Genomic DNA, 20260 nt, shown 5'->3' with positions numbered 1-20260 from the left:
GCGGCTGGCCACAGTAGCAACAACAGGCCCCGCGAGGCCATTCAGAATCTCATGACTTGCCCAAAACCTTGTGGGAGCGAGCCTGCTCGCAAAGGCGGCAGATCATTCAACAATGATGTTGACTGACAGGACGCTTTCGCGAGCAGGCTCGCTCCCACAGGTGTTTTATTTCATGCAACCCGAGCGTTACGCCAGCTCTTTACGCAGCTGCCGGGCGGCGGTAACCATGTGCACCAGCGCCGCCTCAGTCTCTGGCCAGCCACGGGTTTTCAAACCGCAATCCGGGTTGACCCACAGCCGCTCGGCCGGAATCCGCATGGCAGCCTTGCGCAGCAAATTAGCCATTTCCGAAGCATCCGGGATGCGTGGCGAGTGGATGTCGTAGACACCCGGGCCGATTTCGTTCGGATAAGCGAAGGCTTCGAAGGCATCCAGCAACTCCATGTCGGAACGCGAGGTTTCGATGGTGATCACGTCGGCATCCATCGCCGCGATGGACTCGATCACATCGTTGAATTCGCTGTAGCACATGTGCGTGTGGATCTGCGTTTCGTCGCGCACACCGGAGGCGCACAAACGGAACACTTCCGTCGCCCAGTCCAGATAAGGCTGCCACTGCGCCTGACGCAACGGCAGACCTTCACGGAACGCCGCTTCGTCGATCTGCACGATCTTGATGCCGGCGGCTTCCAGATCGACCACTTCATCGCGGATCGCCAGCGCCAGTTGCCGGGCCTGCACTTCACGGCTGACGTCTTCACGCGGGAACGACCACATCAGCATGGTCACCGGGCCGGTCAGCATGCCTTTCATGACCTTGTCGGTCAGACCTTGGGCGTAGCGGATCCACTCGACCGTCATGGCTTTCGGGCGGCTGAGGTCGCCGAAGATCACCGCCGGTTTCACGCAACGCGAACCGTAGCTCTGCACCCAGCCGAAACGGGTGAACACGTAGCCATCCAGTTGCTCGGCGAAGTACTCGACCATGTCGTTACGCTCGGCCTCACCGTGTACCAGTACATCGAGGCCCAGACGCTCCTGGATTTCCACTGCGTGGCGGATCTCGCTGTACATGGCTTCAGTGTATTCAGCTTCGGTCAGCTTGCCCTGTTTGAACGACTGGCGAGCGAGGCGGATCGACGCGGTTTGCGGGAACGAACCGATCGTCGTGGTCGGGAACAGTGGTAGATCAAGACCCGCGCGCTGTTTGGCGATGCGCTGGGCAAACAGCGACTGACGCTGGCTGTCCTTGGCCGTGATCGCCGCAACCCGCGCCTGAACCGCAGGTTTGTGAATGCGCGGCGAAGCAGCGCGAGCGGCCTGCACCGACCGGCTTTCAGTCAATGCTCGCAGCACTTTCGGCGCTTCCGGCTGGTTGACGGCATGCGTCAGAACAGCCACTTCTTCACACTTCTGAACGGCAAAGGCCAGCCAGCTTTTCAGCTCGGCATCGAGTTTGTCTTCACGGCCCAGATCCACCGGGCTGTGCAGCAGCGAACAGGACGGCGCGACCCACAGACGCTCACCCAGACGCTCATGAGCATGGCGCAACGTCGCCAAGGCATTTTCCAGATCGCAGCGCCAGACATTCCGCCCGTTGACCACGCCCAGGGACAACACTTTGTAGGCCGGCAGACGATCGAGAATGGTCGGGTACTGCTCCGGTGCGCGCACCAGATCAATGTGCAGACCATCGACCGGCAGGTTCGCCGCCAGACCAAGATTTTCTTCCAGACCACCAAAGTAAGTAGCGAGCAGTTTCTTCAGTGGATCACGCTGAATCTGGTTGTAGGCACGCTCGAACGCGTTCTTCCATTCCTGCGGCAGATCAAGCACCAGAATCGGCTCGTCGATCTGCACCCATTCCACGCCTTGAGCGGCGAGGCGCGCGAAGATCTGGCCGTACAGCGGCAGCAAACGATCGAGCAATTCCAGCTTGTCGAATTCCGCGCCCTTGGCCTTGCCCAGCCACAGATACGTCAGTGGGCCGATAATCACTGGTTTGACGTTGTGGCCCAGCGCACGGGCTTCTTCGACTTCTTCGAACAACTGCTCCCAACCCAGCTGGAACTGTTGATCAGCACTGAATTCCGGGACGAGGTAGTGGTAGTTGGTGTCGAACCACTTGGTCATCTCTTGGGCGTGGGCACCGCCGCAGCAACTGTCGCTGATGCCACGGGCCATGCCGAACAGGGTCTGCAGAGTGGCTTTGCCGTCGTGTGGACGGAAGCGTTCCGGGATCACACCGAACATCAGCGAGTGCGTCAGGACCTGGTCGTACCAGGCGAAATCGCCGACCGGCAGCAATTCCATACCGGCGTTTTTCTGCAAGTCCCAGTGGGCCTTGCGCAGCTCACGGCCAACATCTCGCAGGCCGGCCTCGTTCAGTTCTCCTTTCCAGAACGCCTCTTGCGCTTTCTTCAGTTCGCGGTCGCGACCGATGCGCGGAAATCCAAGGGAATGGGCCAGTGCCATAACAAACAACTCCAATGTCCTGTTGATGGCGGCCATTGTCGGCATCGGTCGCTAGTGAGACAAACTCATTTTAATCGCGATCAACACGAGTTTCCCTCATGATCAAAATATTGCTGCTTGTCACTTGTAAACACTCCGGAGCCGAGAGCGCGCGTGAAGGCTGAACGGTTTTTTGCGCCGGGGATTTTCTCGCCAATTCAAGCTGTTCGTCGCCATGAAGACGCCCTTTGAAAACTCAATGACGCCTCTGTGTAAACGCACTCGAGCCCGCCCCGGCAGGTCTCTGATTTCGATCTATCGTTAGATCGAAATGGCAGCATTTGCGGCCGACTAAAGGTTGCGACAGAGGATGTCTGAGCCTATGTTGCACGCGAGTCTTTTCCCCGCGATTGGAACGCGATCAACACCATTAAGAGGTGAAGAAATGTCAAAGGAATCACGCCCTGCCGTACTTGGGCTGATAGGCAACACTCCGCTGGTTCAAGTCACTCGTTTCGATACTGGCCCGTGCACACTGTTTCTCAAGCTCGAATCGCAGAACCCCGGTGGTTCGATCAAGGACCGTATCGGTCTGGCCATGATCGACGCTGCCGAGCGTGATGGTCGTCTGCAACCCGGCGGCACCATCGTCGAAGCCACCGCCGGCAACACCGGCCTGGGCCTGGCACTGGTTGGCCGCGCCAAAGGTTATCGCGTGGTGCTGGTGGTGCCGGACAAAATGTCCACCGAGAAAGTCCTGCACTTGAAGGCCATGGGCGCCGAAGTGCACATCACCCGCTCCGACGTCGGCAAGGGTCATCCCGAGTATTACCAGGATGTCGCCGCACGTTTGGCGAAAGATATTCCCGGCGCATTTTTCGCCGACCAGTTCAACAACCCGGCCAACCCGCTGGCCCACGAATGCAGCACCGCGCCGGAGATCTGGGCGCAGACCGAACATGACCTGGACGCAATCGTCGTCGGTGTCGGTTCGGCCGGTACGCTGACGGGCCTGAGCCGCTTCTTCAAACGCGTGCAGCCGGATCTGGAAATGGTCCTAGCCGACCCGGTCGGTTCGGTGATGGCGCAATACAGCCGCGACGGCTCTCTGCCCAAGCCCGGTTCATGGGCGGTGGAAGGCATCGGCGAGGACTTCATTCCGTCGATCACCGACCTCTCCAGCGTGCGCCACGCCTATTCGATCAGCGATGAAGAAAGCTTCGCTCACGCCCGCCAATTGCTCAAGGCCGAAGGCATTCTCGGCGGCTCGTCGACCGGCACTCTGCTCGCTGCGGCGCTGCGTTACTGCCGCGAACAGACCGAGCCGAAACGTGTGGTCAGCTTCGTTTGCGACACCGGCACGCGCTACCTGTCGAAGGTTTACAACGACCAGTGGATGACCGATCAGGGCCTGTTGCAGCGCAAGGGCTACGGCGATTTGCGCGACCTGATCGCCCGGCGTTTCGAGGACGGCCGCGTGATCAGTGTCGGCCCCGACGACACTCTGCTGACCGCGTTCCAGCGCATGCGCCTGGCGGATGTCTCACAATTGCCAGTGCTGGTGGAAGGCAAGCAACTGGTCGGCGTGATCGACGAATCGGACATCCTGCTGGCGGTGCACGAAGACGCCGCCCGCTTCAGCCAATCGGTGTCCAGCGTGATGACCGACAAACTGCAGACCCTCGCCCCTGGCGCCAGCCTTGCTGAGCTGGAAGCGGTGCTCAGCCGTGGCCTCGTCGCGATCATTGCCGATGCATCGGGCTTCCATGGCCTGATTACCCGCACCGACATGCTCAACCAATTACGGAGATCCCTCGCATGAGTCAGCACGACGATAAATCCCAAGGCTTCGCGACCCGGGTGATCCACGCCGGGCAGGAACCGGACCCGACCACCGGCGCGCTGATGCCGCCGATCTACGCCAACTCCACCTATCTGCAAGACAGCCCCGGCGTGCACAAGGGTTTCGATTACGGGCGCTCGCACAACCCGACGCGTTTTGCCCTGGAGCGTTGCGTGGCGGACCTGGAAGGCGGCACCCAGGCGTTCGCGTTCGCCTCCGGGCTGGCAACGATTTCCACGGTGCTCGAACTGATCGATGCCGGTTCGCACGTCATCTCCGGCAATGACTTGTACGGCGGCACGTTCCGCCTGTTCGACAAGGTCCGTCAGCGCAGTGCCGGACACCGTTTCAGCTACGTCGATCTGACTGACCTGGCGGCGTTCGAAGCGGCGCTGCAGGACGACACCCGCCTGGTGATTGTCGAGTCACCGACCAACCCGCTGCTGAGCCTGTCGGACCTCGCCGCTATCGCCCGTATCTGCCGCGCTCGCGGGATCATCAGCGTGGCCGACAACACCTTTGCCAGCCCGTATATCCAGCGGCCGCTGGAGCTGGGTTTCGACATCGTGCTGCACTCGACCACCAAGTACCTGAACGGTCACTCCGATGTAATCGGCGGCATCGCCGTGGTCGGCCAGAACCAAGAACTGGCCGAGAAGCTGGGCTTCTTGCAGAACGCGGTCGGTGCGATTGCCGGGCCGTTCGATGCATTTCTCACCCTGCGCGGGGTGAAGACTTTGGCCCTGCGCATGGAACGTCATTGCAGCAACGCACTGGATCTGGCGCAGTGGCTGGAGCAGCAGCCGCAGGTCAAACGCGTCTACTACCCGGGACTGGCCTCGCATCCGCAGCATGAGTTAGCCAAGCGCCAGATGCGTGGTTTTGGCGGGATGATTTCTGTTGATCTGAACAGCGATCTGGCAGGTGCGCGGCGGTTTTTGGAGAACGTGAAGATCTTTGCGTTGGCGGAAAGTCTGGGCGGTGTGGAGAGCCTGATCGAGCATCCGGCGATCATGACTCACGCGACCATTCCGGCTGATACCCGGGCGAAACTGGGGATTGGCGATGGCCTGGTGCGTCTGTCGGTTGGCGTTGAAGACGTCGAAGACCTGCGCGCCGATCTGGCGCAGGCGCTGCAATCGATCTGACCTGGCAGGAACGACAAAGCCCGCACGACGCGGGCTTTGGTGTTCGAGTAGGCGGCCAGTGCTGGTCTCTGGCTTACAAGGTTTATCGGGCTTCCCACAGTACCGGGTCAAATTGAAAGTTAGTGCCTCGGCTGCTTCACACGGCATAAGGGCTGGATCTCAGCGCGGAGATCTTTCTAACCGTGTACCTTTCGGAGCGCGCCCCACGCCCCCTTGCTATCCGATTGCGCATCAGTCTGCGTCTTCGCCTACATCTTTGAGCCTAGCAAAGGCTCGCCGACGCGGGTCAGTGTTTTTAGACTGATTCGAGCTTTGCCCGAATCGGGCAGGAAGAGAAGCGCCTAACGGCCGTCGCCCCCCCACTGCACTAGCACATTTGTGCTAATCGACCGCCCTTTCCGCTGGCGTTATATTCCTCCGCACCCCTCGATGCTCCTCAACGTTGCCTGTTCGCAGCGTACGGGATCGTTGTGCCTGGAAATCAGAACAACACCAAGGAAGAAACACCATGAAAACCCTGATCGCAACACTCACCCTCAGCGCCCTGTTCCTCACTGGCTGCGCCACGCCGAAACAATGGGAAGCCACTGGCGGCAGCAAAAACGATGGCGTCGTCCAGGTCTCCTATGAACTGGGCCAATTCGAAAGCGGCCAGACCAGCGCCGAACAAGGCCTGACCGTCGCCGCACAACGCTGCAAGACCTGGGGCTACAAAAACGCCGAAGTCACTGGCTCCGAAAAAAACATCTGCCGGACCATGGGCCAGTACAACTGCCTGCAGACCACCATCACCCAGGATTACCTGTGCAAGCGCTGAACAAGCACTAACTTTGTAAGAGCTGTCGAGTGCAACGAGGCTGCGGTCTTTTGATTTTTATCCTGAAAATGAAGAGCAAAAGATCGCAGCGTGCCGCAGCTCCTACACGGTTTGGGTTTCGCAGTCACGCAGGGCTCGTAGGGTCGCGCGCAGTTCGGCCGGGCGTACCGGTTTGGACAGAATGGCGATCTGGCGGTCTTGCAAAGCCGCCTGGATTTTTTCGACGTCGTGCCCGGTGATGATCATTGCCGGAACCGCCCAGCCTCTCCGCTTGCGGACATCGTCAATGCACTCGATGCCAGTGGCGTGGGTGCCGAGGTCATAGTCGGCGACGATGATGTCGCAGTCGGTCATCAAATCCTGCCCGCTCAGTTCCGCTTGAACTACACAGCCCCAACGCTCCAATAGCGCCGAAGTCGCGAGCAATACGTTGCGATCATCCTCCACCAGACATACCTTCAACCCGGTGAGCAAACCGACCTGACGTGCGTCATCACGATTGGCCATTACCTGCGGCGGCGCGGTGATTGGCAAGCCGTACAAAGTCACCGCCGTTCCCCGCCCGAGCCGCGAGCGCAGGGCAACACCGACTCCGATCAATTCACCCAACCGCTTGACGATCGACAACCCCAATCCCACGCCCTCAACGTCTTTATCGCGCACTTGCCGTACCCGATAAAACTCCTCGAATACCTTGGCCAGATGCTCTTCGGCAATACCGTTGCCGCGGTCATAAATCACGATGGCCAGCCCTGCCCCGCGCCGGCGCACACCGATCAACACCGGCCGGTGCGCACCGTATTTGAAGCAGTTGGAAAGCGCGTTCTGCACCATCGTCGCGAGCAACGCCGGATCGGTGCGCACCCAATATTCACAGGGGCGCAAACGCAGCTCGACCCCGGCCCAACGCGCTGCTTCAGCGTTCTGGCGAATCAGATCGGCGAGCCACTCACCTAAATTAACGGTTTGCAGTTTGGGCAGAACCCGGCCGTTATCGAGGGTGTACAGATCGAGAATCGAGCGGAACAGTTGCGAAACGTTGAGCAGCGATCGGTCGATGTTATCGACCAGACGCCGCTCCTCATCGCCCAACCGCGACTCCCGCAGGCACGCGGTAAACAGCCCAATCGAATGAATCGGCTGGCGCAGATCATGACTGGCCTGGGCGAGAAACCGCGACTTTTCCAGATTCGCCGCCACCGCTTCTTCGGAGGCCTTGCGCGTGCGTTCCAGCAACAAGTGCGCATAGAACGGAATCACCGTGCTGGTGAGCATCAGCATCAACACCATGAACGGTTGCGCTTGCCACACCGGCGTCAGGCGATACACACACAGCAGCGCGAGCAACGCCAGCCCGGTGGCAATCGCTAGATAGCGCGAGCCGTAGCGCATGCCGTTGCCAAGGTTGACCCAAATGATCACCGCATACAGTGGCAACGCCGCCTCGCCACCGACCACCAGACCGAAACAGGTGCCGGTGTAATCGTGGACCATGGAAAAAATCCGTCGCGTCGGGTAATGCCCAGGCCAGCGCGCAATCGCCTGACGCAGGGCAATCGAGGCCAACAAAAACAGAATGATGTAGGTGACAACTGGCAGATAAGTATCGAAGCGTTGGCCTGGTAAAAAACCCAGTATGAACATGTAAACCACGGCGATACTGGCAATGATAATGCGCAGGTTGGCCTGGTCGAGTTCGGTGTTTTTCTCGAACTTCATGGTAAACGTCCTTGTGCGGCAATCGTCAGATTCCGAATCAGCCTACAGGCAAGCTTCGCCCCCGGTGCTAAGGTGCAGCCTTGAATAACGCTTGACCCAGGGAGGGTCACGCCATGACATGCCGAATTATCATAGCCGACGATCACCCGCTGTTTCGCGAGGCGATGCTGCGCACGGTTCAGCGGTTGTTGCCCGAAGCCGTTATCGACGAAGCCGGTGATCTCGACGCGGTGCTGGCGCTGCTGCCTTTGGGTGACGAACCAGACACCTTGATTCTCGACCTGCGTTTCCCCGGACTCACCGGTGTCAGCCAGCTCGCCGAGCTGCGTCAGCGCTTGCCGCGCACCACGCTGATTGTGGTGTCGATGGTCGATGATGAGTCGCTGATCAGCGAAGTCATGGCCGCCGGTATCGACGGTTTTATCGGCAAAAACATCGCTCCGGACGAAATCGGTCAGGCAATTCTGGCAATTCGCGAAGGTGATGTACTGGTGAAGTTCGCGCCGTCAGGCCTGCTGCCGCTGGAAACCGGCGCCGCTCTCACGCCTCGTCAGCAAGACGTACTGCGCTTGATTGCCCAAGGCAAGACCAACAAGGAAATCGCCCGCGAACTGGAGATCTCACCGTTCACGGTACGGATTCATGTGTCTTCTTTATTACGCACGCTGAACGTGCCCTCGCGAGCAGCCGCCGCCGTGAAATACACGGGGACTCTGTAGCTGCAGCAATTCCATGGCCCCAGAGGAAAATCGGTAGGTCTTGTCACTCCCAAGCACGATCAGCCCCACTTCCCCCAGACGCTTGAGCACTTCACGCACACTGACGAACGACAGCTCGGGCGATGAAGACTCGACAAACGCATGTACACCATTCACCCCGATCCCATGTCCATCACGGCCGGCCACCACCAGTGCATTGATGACTTTGAAGCGGATCAGACTGGTGCGCAGCTCAAAGTGGCGCAGCAGTTCGCGAATATGCGCATTGGCGCTGCGATCACACTCAAAAGCCAATGGGTTGTTCGCTGTCCGAAAAGCCAACGGTGCATTTACCGCCCCCACGCCTGGGTGGTTAAACATGGCGAATACTCCTTTTCTGAAAGGTTCAGGCGGACAGCAATTGCTGCCCGCATGCCGGACCACGTCTCGGACAGCTAACGTGATCGTGAAACTATATATAGAAGGAAAATCGGTAACCGCCGTTGGCGACCGTTACGCCCTGCCCGTTCACATCAGAAATCGACCGTGGCCGACAACTGCAAGGTCCGTGGATAGCCCGGAGAGAATGCGCCGTAGGACGCCACGCCCGACCAGTACTCACGATCGAAGACGTTCTGCACGGTGGCGCGGAACGTCGTTGGCCGGCCTTCGATTTTGGTCGCATAACGCGCGCCGGCGTCGACGCGGGTCCAGGCATCCAGCTCCTGAGTATTGGCCTGGTTGACGTACTGGCTGTCGGTGTAGATCGCCCCGCCGGTGAGGGTGAAGCCTTCAAGCCATGGCGTGTCCCATTCGGCCCATACGTTGGCTTGCACGTCCGGCACGCCAACCGGTTTGTTGCCGCGGTTGGCCTGGGTCGCCGAATCGGTCAGCTCGCCGTCGAGCACGGTCACGCCGCCCATCAGGCGAGTGCCCGGCGCCACTTCGCCGAACATGCTCAACTCGACACCACGGTTGCGTTGTTCAGCCTGCACAGAGAACACGTTGTCGGCACCGACTTCACCGCTCGGCTTCTCGATCTGGAACAACGCCAGCGTGGTCATGAACGTACCGTGCTCGTACTTGACGCCAATCTCATGCTGCTTGGATTCGTACGGGGCGAAGGTTTCGCCGGCATTGGACGCCGTGCCCGGGGCGATGTCGCCCTTGCTCAAGCCTTCGACATAATTGTAGTAGAGCGAAACGTCTTCCCAAGGCTTGACCACCACGCCGACCAGCGGGCTCGTGGCGTTGTCCTTGTATTTCGAACTGACCGCACCGGCCGCGTTGTAGTTACGCGATTCGATGTCCTGACGACGCACGCCGAGGGTCAACTGGAAGCGGTCATCGAGCATCGACATTGTGTCGGTCAACGCCACGCCGGACAGCTCCGATTCGGAAACGCGCAACACCTTTGGCGAGTTGATGTACTGCTGCGGCCTGTCGATCGGGTGGTAGATATTCGACAGGATGGCCGTGCCGTTGTTGATGCCGCGTGACAGCTCATCCTGATACCGGGTCGCCATGACCGTGGTGGTGTGAGTGATCGGGCCAGTGGCAAACACACCACGCATACCGACGTCAGCCGTCGAGCGATCAACGTTGAATTTGTAGTAGCCGGGAATGTTGCTGGTATCACCGGCGTCGTTGAGGATTCTCGGCACCTGGTCGGACAGGCGTTTGACGTCGGACTTGCCGCCACCGGCATGGGCGAACACGGTGACGTTGTCGGTCAGGTCATATTCGCCACCGAGCAACGCCGACTGCTCTTTGGTATCCGACCAGCCCCAGTCCTGCGAGTGGTTGGTGCGGCCGTTCGGCGCAGACGGCACATCAACGCCCGGCGCAATGGTGAAGGGCCGCGAAGCGCCCTCCCAGCTTTCTTTCTGGCTGATGTAATCGAGGTTCAGGCGCAGACGCTCGCCGCGATAATCCAGGGCGATCGCGCCGACACCGAGGTCGCGATGCTGATCATCGACGGCGGTATCGCCACCCTGCAGGTTGCCGTTGAAACGCACGCCGAACTGGTTCTCCGAACCGAAGCGCCGGCTCAGATCCAGATGCCCACCGACCTGAGAATCCGAGGCATAGGTGCCGGTGAACCGGGTCAGGTCTTCATCCAGCGGACGCTTGGGCACGATGTTGATCACGCCGCCGACGCCGCTGTTCGGCGAGATGCCGTACATCAACGCACCCGGCCCCTTGAGCACTTCAACGCGCTCGGCGTAGTCGGTGAACACCCGATAATTCGGCGCGACACCGTAGACGCCGTCGAACGCCAGCTCACCAAGGTTGCCTTCGCCAATCGGGAAGCCACGGATGAAAAACGAGTCGACGATACCACCAGTCTGCCCGGTCGAGCGCACTGAAGGATCACGTTCCAGCGCATCGGCGACGGTCACGGTTTGCAGATCGGCGAGGGTTTTGGCGGTGTAACTGGTGACGCTGAACGGCGTGTCCATCACGTCTTTGTTGCCCAGCATGCCCAGCCGTGCGCCGCGCGCCACCTGACCACCGGCGAGGGTTTCCGGCAAGGCAGTCGCACCGTTGTAACGGGCGTTGACGTTGGTGGTGTCGAGGGTCAGCGCGTCCGGCGCGGCGTTCGCAGTCGGGTCGGCGGCAACGCCTGGTTGCTCGGGGCTGGCGGCCCAAGCGTTGGCGCTTCCTGCGACCAAAACGAAATTCAGCATGGCGGTACGCACGGCGAGTGCTAACACCCGCTCACCGCAAGGACGACTGACAACAGGCATGACGTGAGGATCCTTTTCATCGAGGGAAAATGGTAATCACTCCTATTGCCAGTCGATCTGCGAAAAAGTATCACCCGCAGTAAAGTTTTTTTCCGTCGCCCGATCAGGGTCAGGCGTAGAGGCGCTCCAGCGGAATCGCGACCAGCGGCAGCGCGGGGTCAAACGCGTGCCGGGTGGTCTTGTACGGAAAAATCTCGCCGCGAGCGATGGTGGTGAAAATCCGCGCCACCTCGAACGCTTGTCCGGTTTGCCAATGCCGCACACAGACGCGCGGATCGGAGTAGTCGAGCTGGATGCACGGCACCCGTCTCAAGCCCAACTGCAACGCGGCGGTGAAACGGTGATTGCCGTCCATCACGATGCCGCGCGAACGCTCGACGATGATCGGTTCCAGCCAATGCCCGGCACGGACAATCGACTCGCGCAGCAGCGTCACGTTTGCTGGATCAACCTGCTCCGACTGCAACACTTCGCACAGTGGCCGCAGCGCAATCTGATAACCGTGGTCCATGGTGATCTCCTGATTCGCCGGGGATTCAGCAGGCATCGGCGCGGGCCAATGGCGCATGCTGACTGGCCACATCGAGCAGGCGTTGGGCGTGTTCGATCAGCGGCAAGTCGACCATCTCGCCGTCCACCTGCACCGCGTGACTGCCCGTGGCCACCGCTCGCATCACTCGATCGGCCCACGCCAGTTGGCGCGAGTCCGGCAGGAAGGCGCGCTGCACCGTCGCCAGTTGCCCGGGATGGATGCACAGCTTGGCGCCGAAGCCCAGCGAACGCGCGTATTGCGCGTCTTGGGCAACCACCGCCAAGTCGTTGATTGCCGGCGTCACGCCGTCGATCGGCGACGGCAGATCCGCCGTGCGCGACGCCAGCACGATGCGGTTGCGGGCAAACAGAAACGCCTCGGGCACTTGGCTGCAGTTGATATCGAGCGAGAAATCCAGCGAGCCAAACGCCAGCCGCGCCACGCCCGCAATCGCAGCGATCGACTCGACCTGCTGCAGACCTTTGGCGGTCTCGATGATCGCGACGATCGCCAGCGTCGGTTGCCACTCCAGCAAGCGCTCGACCGCCCGCGCCAGCGTCTCGGGACATTCGGCCTTGGGCAGGAAAATCCCGCTGCAACGCTCGGGGTAACGCATGTCGCTGAGCCAGCTCAGGTCCTGGCGAAACAGCGAACTGCTGACGCTGTTCAGGCGAATGTAACGCTCACAAGCAACGCTCGGCGTTTTCTCCTGCCACGCCTGGATGGCGTCACGGGCGGCGGCTTTGCTGTCAGGATGAACGGCATCCTCGAGGTCGAGAATGATCGCGTCCGGCCCTGCTTCGCAGGCTTTGGAGAAACGCTCGGGACGGTTGCCCGGCACGAACAGGTAGCTGATCGCGAGTGGCGCTTTGCGGCTGAGTCGATCGGATTGCATGGCGTTGCTCCTTTGACGTGAACCCGTCGTGGTTTGTGAAAATTTTCAGGCCCGTTCAACGGCAGATTTGCCTGCCGTTCCGAGGCTTATCGCAACAGCCCTTAACGCCTTATTGATCAAGCAATTAAGAGACTTTTTAATCTAGGGACGAACGAGTCCTTGAGCGTGTAAATACACGTTCATGGATTCGCCTTGAGCAGGTCGGCATTGAAAAATATTTGAAAACCTTACTTGATAATCGTTCCTGTTCGCAATATTGTTCACGCCGCCAAGAGGAACTATTCTCGTTTCAAAGCAAGTCTTCGGTATCTGCAAAAGTACCTGTCAGTGATGTCACTTAAACATCAGCTACAGGCTGTTACAGGGCAATGGCCAGCAACTAATGGCCATTCAATACATCCGCGCAAACCTTATGGAATGGGGTTCTCATGCAATTGTTTTGTGAACCATTTATTACGATCAGGGCTACAGATCCAATAGCGGATTTCACTTGGCATCCGCCTCCAAGTTGTTTAAAGCCTCGACGCTGACGAGCAAAAAAGACGACCTGCATCGATAACGATCGGTGATCGAACTATCAATGGCGACGTAACTTTCGACGCCAGGGGTTAACTATGCCTACAACAAATAAATCTGCTGTTGAGCAGCCGTATAAAGTTCATCACCCGGAGATGTTAACGCCGCTGATCGACCCGGTTATTTCCACGTTTATCAACAAGTTCCCGAACAAACTTACAGACTTGGTGGAACAACATGGCTCGCCGTTAAATCTGGTCTGGCCCCATGCGTTTGAATTAAACACGCAAGCGCTGCTGAACGTGTTGAAGCAATACCTGGTTCCCCATGCCATTTTCTACGGGGCCAAGGCCAACAAGTCGCAAAGCATGCTCGGCGCTGCAGCGGATTCGGGGATCGGCGTCGATGTGTCGAGCATTCACGAGTTGAATGCTGCCCTGCGCGCAGGTGTGCCGGGCACCAAAATCTGCGCCACAGGACCGGCCAAAACAGCCGTTTTCCATCAAGCGCTGATCAGCGCCGGTTCATTGATTTGTGTGGATTCGCTAGAGGAATTCGATCACCTGCATAGCGTGATCCCCACACAACCGGGTCCGACGAAAACCAGAGTGCTACTGCGTTACAGACCGAAAAGCAGTCAGAACAGCCGATTCGGGATGGGCTCGCAAGACCTGTTGCAATGCCTGCAACGGTTGACAGAAAAACCTGAGCTTTTTCATTTTGAAGGTTTCCATTTTCACCTCGGCGGCTATGGATTCGAATCCCGCGCACAGGCCTTCCGTGAGGCCAGCGGATTTATCGAGGCGGCCAGGGAAATGGGCTTGAATCCGCAGATGATCGACATCGGTGGTGGCTTACCGATTCGTTATGTCGAACCTGAGACCTACGCTCAGTTCCTGCAAAATGACAATAACCCGAGCCACTATTACAACCAGAAAGTTCCCGCCACTTATTATCCTTACGGCAGTGAACTGACCGCGACACAATGGCTGACGTTATTGCTCGAAGCCGAGCATTCGCAAGGTTTGTCGATTGCCAATTACTTGCAGACTCAGAATATAACGCTCGCACTCGAACCCGGCCGAAGTCTGGTCGATCAAGCCGCCATGTCAGTATTTCGCGTCACGCGAAGCAAACAATTGGCTGACAATAAAACCGTGATCTTCGTGGAGGGCAGCAGTTTCAGCGCTTGCGAAACCTGGTTTGCCTCGGAATATCTGGTAGATCCGATACTTATCAGCACCACACACCAGCCACACCCCCCGATTCAAGCTTATATCGCCGGCCATAGTTGCCTGGACGATGACGTCATTACCCATCGCCTGATCAACTTTTCGACGGCACCGCAAGCCGGTGACTTATTGATTTATATCAATACCGCTGGTTACCAGATGGACTTGCTGGAAAACGAGTTTCATCGCCATCCCTTGCCCCGGCGGTTGACGGCGACCTGTTGTACGGAAGGTAACTATGCATTTTCACCTGACTACTAAAGGGAACAATTGCAATGATCTTGAATAAAGTCTCTGACCTTATTGGTAATACACCGATGTTGGGCATCGATGTTCCGGATACCAACGCGCGTTTGTTATTGAAGATTGAAAAGAACAATCCCGGCGGCAGTATCAAAGACCGCATGGCGCGCAACATGGTGCTGGCGGCGCTCAAGTCCGGTCGCCTGAAACCCGGCGGTGTGGTTGTCGAATCGTCGTCGGGCAATACCGGGATTGGCTTGGCCATGGCCGCAGTCGAGTTCGGCCTGCATTTCATTGCCGTGGTCGATCACCACGCCGCGCAAGACAAGATCGCCGTGATGAAGGCCCTCGGTGCCGACATTCGTTTCGTCAAAGGCACCTATCGCGAAGACGAAGTCGCGGTGGTCGAGCGCCAACAGATGGCCGCCGAACTGGCCAGCGAGATTCCCGGCGCGGTGTTCATGAACCAGTCCGACAATGCGGCCAATGCCGGCGGCTACAGCGATTTCGTCCGCGAAACCATTGTGCAGGCTGAAGGCGCGGTCGGCGCTTACGTCGGCTGCGTCGGCACCGGCGGTTCGATGACCGGCATCGCACGCGGCTTGAAAGTGCACAACCCGGACACCGTCACCGTCGCGGTGGAACCGGCCGGTTCGATTGTCTTCGGCCACCCCGGCTACCCGTACTACCAATCCGGCACCGGTACGCCGGCCGGCGACACCGTGGGTCTGGTGCTCGACTACAGCTGTATCGATCTGGGCGTGCAAGTCAGCGACTCGCAGGCGTTCGAAACCGCCCGCTACATCGCGCGTAACTTCGCCCTGCTAGTCGGCGGCTCCACTGGCGGTGCGATTTTCAAGGCACTGGAGTTGATCCACAAAGGTGTGCTGAGCGGCAACGTCGTGGTACCGATTGCCGACGGTGGCGAGAAATACCTGCACACCGTGTTCGATGACAAGTGGCTGCAGGAGCGCGATCTGATCGACCCGAGCATCGCCCCGCAACTGGACGCCTGGCTGGGCAAGACCCACTGGCTGGACAGCGTTTCCGCGCCGCTGCAACTGAGCGTCGCATGACCCACCCCTCACACAGGAACGCCTCTCGATGAATCTGTTGAAAGTCGCCATCTGTGGTGGCGGCAGGACCGGCCATCTCAACGCCATCCTGTTCAAGCAGCTACCCAATGTTCAGGTTTCGATGCACACCCATAATCAGGAGGTCATCGAACAACACGCTCGCCAGACGCCGATGCAGGCGCTGCTGCCCGACGGCTCGACCCTGAGCGCCCGGTTGGATCGGGTGACCAGCGACGCGAAAGCCGCGGTGGAAGATGCCGACATCGTCATCATCACTGTGCCGGCCCATGCGCGTCCGCAAACGTTGAAAGACATCGCGCCGCATCTGACCACCAGCAAACCAGTGTTCATCGGCGCTATTCCAGGTTTCTGCGGTTTCGACTGGCTGGCCGAAGCCACCCTGCCCGATCGACCGAATGTGGTGATCTGGGGCATGAAAGATGTGCCGCACACGGCGTTCGAATTGACCCCGGGACGCTCGATCAAAATGGGCGGCGGCAAAAGCCAGTTGTACGTCGCTACCCACGCCCGGGAGCCACAAACCGCGCGCCGCCAATTGGAAAAAATACTCACGCGGCTGTACGGCCCGTGCGTGACGATGCTCGAGCATTTTCTGGAAATCACCCTGACGCCGGGCAACCCGATCATGCACAGCTCGGTGATCTACGGCCTCATCGGCCCCTACGGCCAGTGGCACCGCAAGATCTTCCCGCAGCGCATGTGCTGGTGGACCGAATGCCCGGAACTCGGCGCGTACTTCCTTGAACGCATGGATCAGGAAAGCCAGGAACTGTGTGCGGTGATCAGTCAGCGACTGGGCATCGACCTGTCTTCGGTGAAATCGCTGAAACAGGAAATTGTCGAGGCTTACGGTGAGCAGATCCGCGACCCGAGCAGCATGCTGTCGATCCTGCGCACCAATCAGGCCTACAACGACATCCTTGCGCCGATGGTACCGGCCGCGGACAACCGCGCCGGTTACGTGATCGAGCGCGAGAGCCGTGCCTTCAACGAAGACGTCGCCTACGGCCTGGTGCTGCTGGTGGAAATGGCCAAGCGTTTCGACCTCAAGGTGCCTTACATCGAGGAAGTCCTGCAGTGGAGCGTGGCCTACATGGAAGGCCTGCGCGACTCGGCACTCGACTATTTCCCGCGCCAATGGCCGCACACGACAAGCGCCGCCGCTTGATCTTCTTATTCAATTTTCGACGAGCAGACCGCTGATATGGATGACTTCAAGACACTGATCGCCTACTCCCGCAAAAACGCCATGCGCCGTCTGGTGCGTTGCCTGTTTGCGGAAAACATCCTCGACCGAGCGGCCCTGAGCTTTTCCGTCGAGGGCCACCAGGCCACGTATCCGCTCAAGGGCGGCCGCGCCCACCTGGCTTTTTCCGACATCGCCAAAGGCCCGGCCGATACCGTGGTCAACGACGGCGACGTGGTGTTGGTCACCGATGAAGGCGTGCGCCAGGTGATCACCAGCCACCAGGACATGCTCGATGTGCTGCGCGACAGTTTCGACTTCGCCCCGACCGACGAAGGCGTGGCCGGGCTCAAGTCCGACATGGAAAACAGCCTGACCAACGACGCCCACGCCCGTCAGCATCGCCAGCACTGGAACGCCCGACTGGCACAAGCCGCCAAGGATCAAGGACTGCACAGCTTTACTGATTACTTGCGCCAGCACGCCAAAACCAAGGACGCCGCGATCCTGCTCGACCAGTGGGGTTCGCTGGAAGGCCACCCGTATTACCCGACCTGGAAAGCCCGCCCGGGCCTGACCGATGAAGAGGTCGAGCAACTGTCGCCCGAGTTCAACGCACAGGTGCCGCTGCGCATCGCCGCACTGCGCGCCGACAACGCGAAAAGCGAAAGCATGCCGCACGTGATCGATTACCGCGCCTGGTTCGCCGAGCATTTCCCGACGCAATGGGCGCAATGGAAAGCCTCGCTCAACAGCAAGGGGCTGGACGAAAACCAGTGGCTGCCCTTGCCGATCCACAGCTGGCATTTACAAGCCTACGTGCTGGAAACCTTCGCGCAGGAAATCGCCGACGGCATTCTGATCACCGATGGCCCGGACCTGCCAACCCTGCCGACCATGTCCTATCGCACGATGATGCCGCTACTGGACGAATCCGCGCCGCTGATCAAACTGCCCATCGCGGTATGGATGACCAGCGAACTGCGCAGCCTGCAAGCCAAGTCGATTCACATGGGTCCGCGCATCAGCACGGTGATCAGCAAGATTCTCGAGACGGAAAACGGCTTCGATCAGCGCCTGGAAATCTTCCCGGAAGAAATCGGTGTGCGTTACAAAAACGCGGTGACGCAGGACGATCACCCGGGCCGTCATCTGTCCGTGGTTTATCGCGCCAGTGCGCCAGCGTTTGAACGCAACGATGAATGTCTGCCGATAACCGTGGCTTCACTGTTCACCCGTTTGCCCGGCAGCGGTCGTCCGCTGTTCACTGATCTGATTGAACGCGACGGCGTGCGCGCCAATGCTGCGCAGGTCGAGAACTGGTTTCGCGAGTACGCGAAAGTGGTGACTCACCCGGTGGTGGCAATCTACTTGATGTACGGCATCGGCCTTGAGGCGCACCAGCAAAACACCATGGTGCTGTTCTCCCCGGACGGCAAAGCACGTAGTCTGCTGATCCGCGATTTCGGCGATGGCCGCACTTACGCGCCGCTGCTCGAGGGCCGTGGTTACAGCCTGCAACCGCACGTGCAGCCGGGTATTCTGCCGACGGTGTTCTCCGGTGATATCGAGCCGGTGCGCATGTTTGTGCTCGACGCGGCGTTCCTCACGCACCTGCATGAAATGGCCCTGTGGCTGACCAAGGAATACGCTTTCAACAACACGCGGCTTTGGCAAATCTTGCGCGAAGAAACCGACCTTGCCTTCGAAGCGGTGCGTGACCGGGTCGCGGCAGACGTGTGGGAAACCGAGCACAAGGCGTTCGTCGAAGAGCCATGGCCAACCCGTTCGCTGTTGCGCATGCACTTGATGCAGTACAGCAACTATCGTTTGCAACACACCCTGACCAACCCGCTCGCTAGCGTTTAACCGAGGCTGACTCATGTCCCAAGCAGGTGCCATCCAGGGTTCGAGAGTAAGAATCCTGATTTATCTTCTATTTGCGATCCAGTTGGTATCGATGGGCGCGATGGAAATGAGCGGGCCGTTCTGGCCTGTCCACCTGCGTGGGCTGACGACGTCAGAGTCGCTTTTCAGCTTCGCCAGCATCGCCGTGTACGTCGGGCCGATGCTGGGCATTATTCTCACCAGTGCATTCTGGGGCCGGATCGGTGATCGCTACGGCCACAAGTTGATGATGATCCGCGCCCTCGCCGGTTTGTCGTTGACCCAGCTTGGGCTGGCGCTCTTCAGTGATATCTGGGTGATTCTGATCCTGCGCTTTCTGCAAGGCGCGTTTGCCGGCTATATCGCGCCGGCACAGGCCTACGGTGTCAACATTGAAGCGCCGTCGCGGCGCGCACGGCTGTTCGCCATTCTGCAAATCTCGACCAACGTCGGCTCGCTGCTGGGTGCGGTGGTCGGCGGTTTGATCCTCGATTACGCGACGTTCTTCTGGATCAACATCATTGCTTCGGCGCTGTGTGCGGTGTGTACCGTGATCGCCGCCGTGACCTTGCCGGACGTGCCGCCGGTGAAGAAAGCCGTGGCCGTCGACAAAACTGCACCGGCGCGTTCCGGCAGCCTCTGGCAAGGCTCACCATTGCTGTCGCTGCTCGGTGTGATGGGCATTCTGTTGCTGGCGCGGATGCTGCCGCAGACCTCGTTTTCGCTGTATGTCAGCTCGGTGTTCGAGGTCAGCAATTCGGTGGTCGGCCTCTGCTACGGCTTGCTGGCGCTGGGCTTCATTCTGTCGGCGACGGCGTGGTCGCGTTATTTCGAACACCGTGGTCAGCAGGACACCTTGCAGCGCATGACTTACGTGGTCATCGGCTGCATCGTCCTCACTGCGGTGGCAGGCGTCACCCACAACCCGGTGGTGTTCGTCATTGCCTACTTCATCTGGGGCGTGCTGCTCGGTGCGACTACACCCGTGTTGATGGCGCTGATCTCGAAAACCGCCGACAGCTCGCGACAGGGTCATGTACTGGGCATCGCTCAGGGCACTGCGCAATTCGCTTCGATTGCGGGGATTTCCGCCGGCGGCCTGCTCAGTCAGGTCTACGGTTTGCAGTACACCTATCTGTTTGTTTGCCTGGCTTACGTCGTTGCACTGATCCCGATCGTCGCGTTGCGCTACTGGCCGGCGGTGATGCAACCGAGCCCAGCCCCAGACGGGGAATGATCAAGG

The 20260-nt window shown here is 59.4% G+C and carries 15 protein-coding genes; 9 read left to right on the top strand and 6 right to left on the bottom strand.

Going from position 1 to position 20260, the window contains the following annotated elements; genetic code table 11:
- Positions 1-186 precede the first annotated feature (186 nt).
- Positions 187-2475 carry a 5-methyltetrahydropteroyltriglutamate--homocysteine S-methyltransferase gene (gene metE / locus J0G10_RS13450; protein ID WP_220558661.1) on the bottom strand — a complete coding sequence of 763 codons (2289 nt, stop codon included), beginning with the start codon at positions 2473-2475 and terminating at the stop codon, positions 187-189.
- Between the two features lie 424 nt (positions 2476-2899).
- Here metE and J0G10_RS13445 point away from each other — a divergent pair, with 424 nt between their 5' ends.
- From J0G10_RS13445 to yecR, 3 genes are all read left to right on the top strand, one after another.
- Positions 2900-4276: a pyridoxal-phosphate dependent enzyme gene (locus J0G10_RS13445; RefSeq protein ID WP_093437711.1), complete on the top strand. Its 1377-nt coding sequence runs from the start codon at positions 2900-2902 to the stop codon at positions 4274-4276.
- Positions 4273-5445 (top strand): cystathionine gamma-synthase, encoded by a 1173-nt coding sequence (locus tag J0G10_RS13440; protein ID WP_220558660.1) that lies wholly within the window; start codon positions 4273-4275, stop codon positions 5443-5445. Before J0G10_RS13445 ends, J0G10_RS13440 begins: the two co-directional genes overlap by 4 nt.
- A gap of 508 nt (positions 5446-5953) precedes the next feature.
- The gene (gene yecR, locus J0G10_RS13435) at positions 5954-6262 is read left to right on the top strand and encodes a YecR family lipoprotein (RefSeq protein ID WP_007918065.1); all 309 of its coding nucleotides are present in this window, start codon (positions 5954-5956) and stop codon (positions 6260-6262) included.
- Positions 6263-6364: 102 nt separating this feature from the next.
- Here the strand turns inward: yecR and J0G10_RS13430 are convergent, their stop codons facing one another.
- The gene (locus tag J0G10_RS13430; RefSeq protein ID WP_220558659.1) at positions 6365-7981 is read right to left on the bottom strand and encodes an ATP-binding response regulator; all 1617 of its coding nucleotides are present in this window, start codon (positions 7979-7981) and stop codon (positions 6365-6367) included.
- A gap of 113 nt (positions 7982-8094) precedes the next feature.
- Between J0G10_RS13430 and J0G10_RS13425 the strand changes: the two genes are divergently transcribed.
- On the top strand, positions 8095-8700 hold the full coding sequence (locus tag J0G10_RS13425) for a LuxR C-terminal-related transcriptional regulator (protein ID WP_220558658.1): 606 nt from the start codon (positions 8095-8097) through the stop codon (positions 8698-8700).
- Here the strand turns inward: J0G10_RS13425 and J0G10_RS13420 are convergent.
- From J0G10_RS13420 to J0G10_RS13405, 4 genes are all read right to left on the bottom strand, one after another.
- A complete protein-coding gene (locus tag J0G10_RS13420; protein WP_220558657.1) occupies positions 8638-9060 on the bottom strand; it encodes a fe2+ zn2+ uptake regulation protein in 423 nt (140 codons plus the stop codon). The genes J0G10_RS13425 and J0G10_RS13420 overlap by 63 nt on opposite strands.
- Before the next feature lie 152 nt (positions 9061-9212).
- Complete coding sequence (locus J0G10_RS13415; RefSeq protein WP_220558656.1) at positions 9213-11429, bottom strand: TonB-dependent receptor; 2217 nt, start codon at positions 11427-11429, stop codon at positions 9213-9215.
- Between the two features lie 109 nt (positions 11430-11538).
- Positions 11539-11940, bottom strand: a complete 402-nt coding sequence (locus J0G10_RS13410; RefSeq protein WP_220558655.1) for a ParB N-terminal domain-containing protein — start codon at positions 11938-11940, stop codon at positions 11539-11541.
- Between the two features lie 25 nt (positions 11941-11965).
- On the bottom strand, positions 11966-12856 hold the full coding sequence (locus J0G10_RS13405; protein WP_220558654.1) for an HpcH/HpaI aldolase/citrate lyase family protein: 891 nt from the start codon (positions 12854-12856) through the stop codon (positions 11966-11968).
- A 614-nt stretch (positions 12857-13470) separates the two neighbouring features.
- On the opposite strand from J0G10_RS13405, the gene J0G10_RS13400 reads away from it, so the two are divergent.
- Genes J0G10_RS13400 through J0G10_RS13380 form a run of 5 tightly spaced genes read left to right on the top strand, consistent with a single transcriptional unit; the run spans position 13471 to position 20254 of the window.
- Positions 13471-14865 carry a Y4yA family PLP-dependent enzyme gene (locus J0G10_RS13400; RefSeq protein WP_220558653.1) on the top strand — a complete coding sequence of 465 codons (1395 nt, stop codon included), beginning with the start codon at positions 13471-13473 and terminating at the stop codon, positions 14863-14865.
- A gap of 14 nt (positions 14866-14879) precedes the next feature.
- Positions 14880-15923, top strand: coding sequence for a PLP-dependent cysteine synthase family protein (locus tag J0G10_RS13395; RefSeq protein WP_093437669.1), 1044 nt, complete (start codon positions 14880-14882; stop codon positions 15921-15923).
- A gap of 28 nt (positions 15924-15951) precedes the next feature.
- Positions 15952-17112 carry an NAD/NADP-dependent octopine/nopaline dehydrogenase family protein gene (locus tag J0G10_RS13390; RefSeq protein WP_093437664.1) on the top strand — a complete coding sequence of 387 codons (1161 nt, stop codon included), beginning with the start codon at positions 15952-15954 and terminating at the stop codon, positions 17110-17112.
- 36 nt (positions 17113-17148) lie between these two features.
- A complete protein-coding gene (locus tag J0G10_RS13385) occupies positions 17149-18999 on the top strand; it encodes an IucA/IucC family protein (RefSeq protein ID WP_220558652.1) in 1851 nt (616 codons plus the stop codon).
- Between the two features lie 13 nt (positions 19000-19012).
- Complete coding sequence (locus J0G10_RS13380; RefSeq protein WP_220558651.1) at positions 19013-20254, top strand: MFS transporter; 1242 nt, start codon at positions 19013-19015, stop codon at positions 20252-20254.
- Positions 20255-20260 lie beyond the last annotated feature (6 nt).

This window comes from Pseudomonas germanica (genome assembly GCF_019614655.1).
Classification (GTDB): Bacteria; Pseudomonadota; Gammaproteobacteria; order Pseudomonadales; family Pseudomonadaceae; genus Aquipseudomonas; species Aquipseudomonas neuropathica.
Note: the sequence above shows the minus strand (reverse complement) of the source record. Positions and strands in the feature narration are given on the sequence as shown.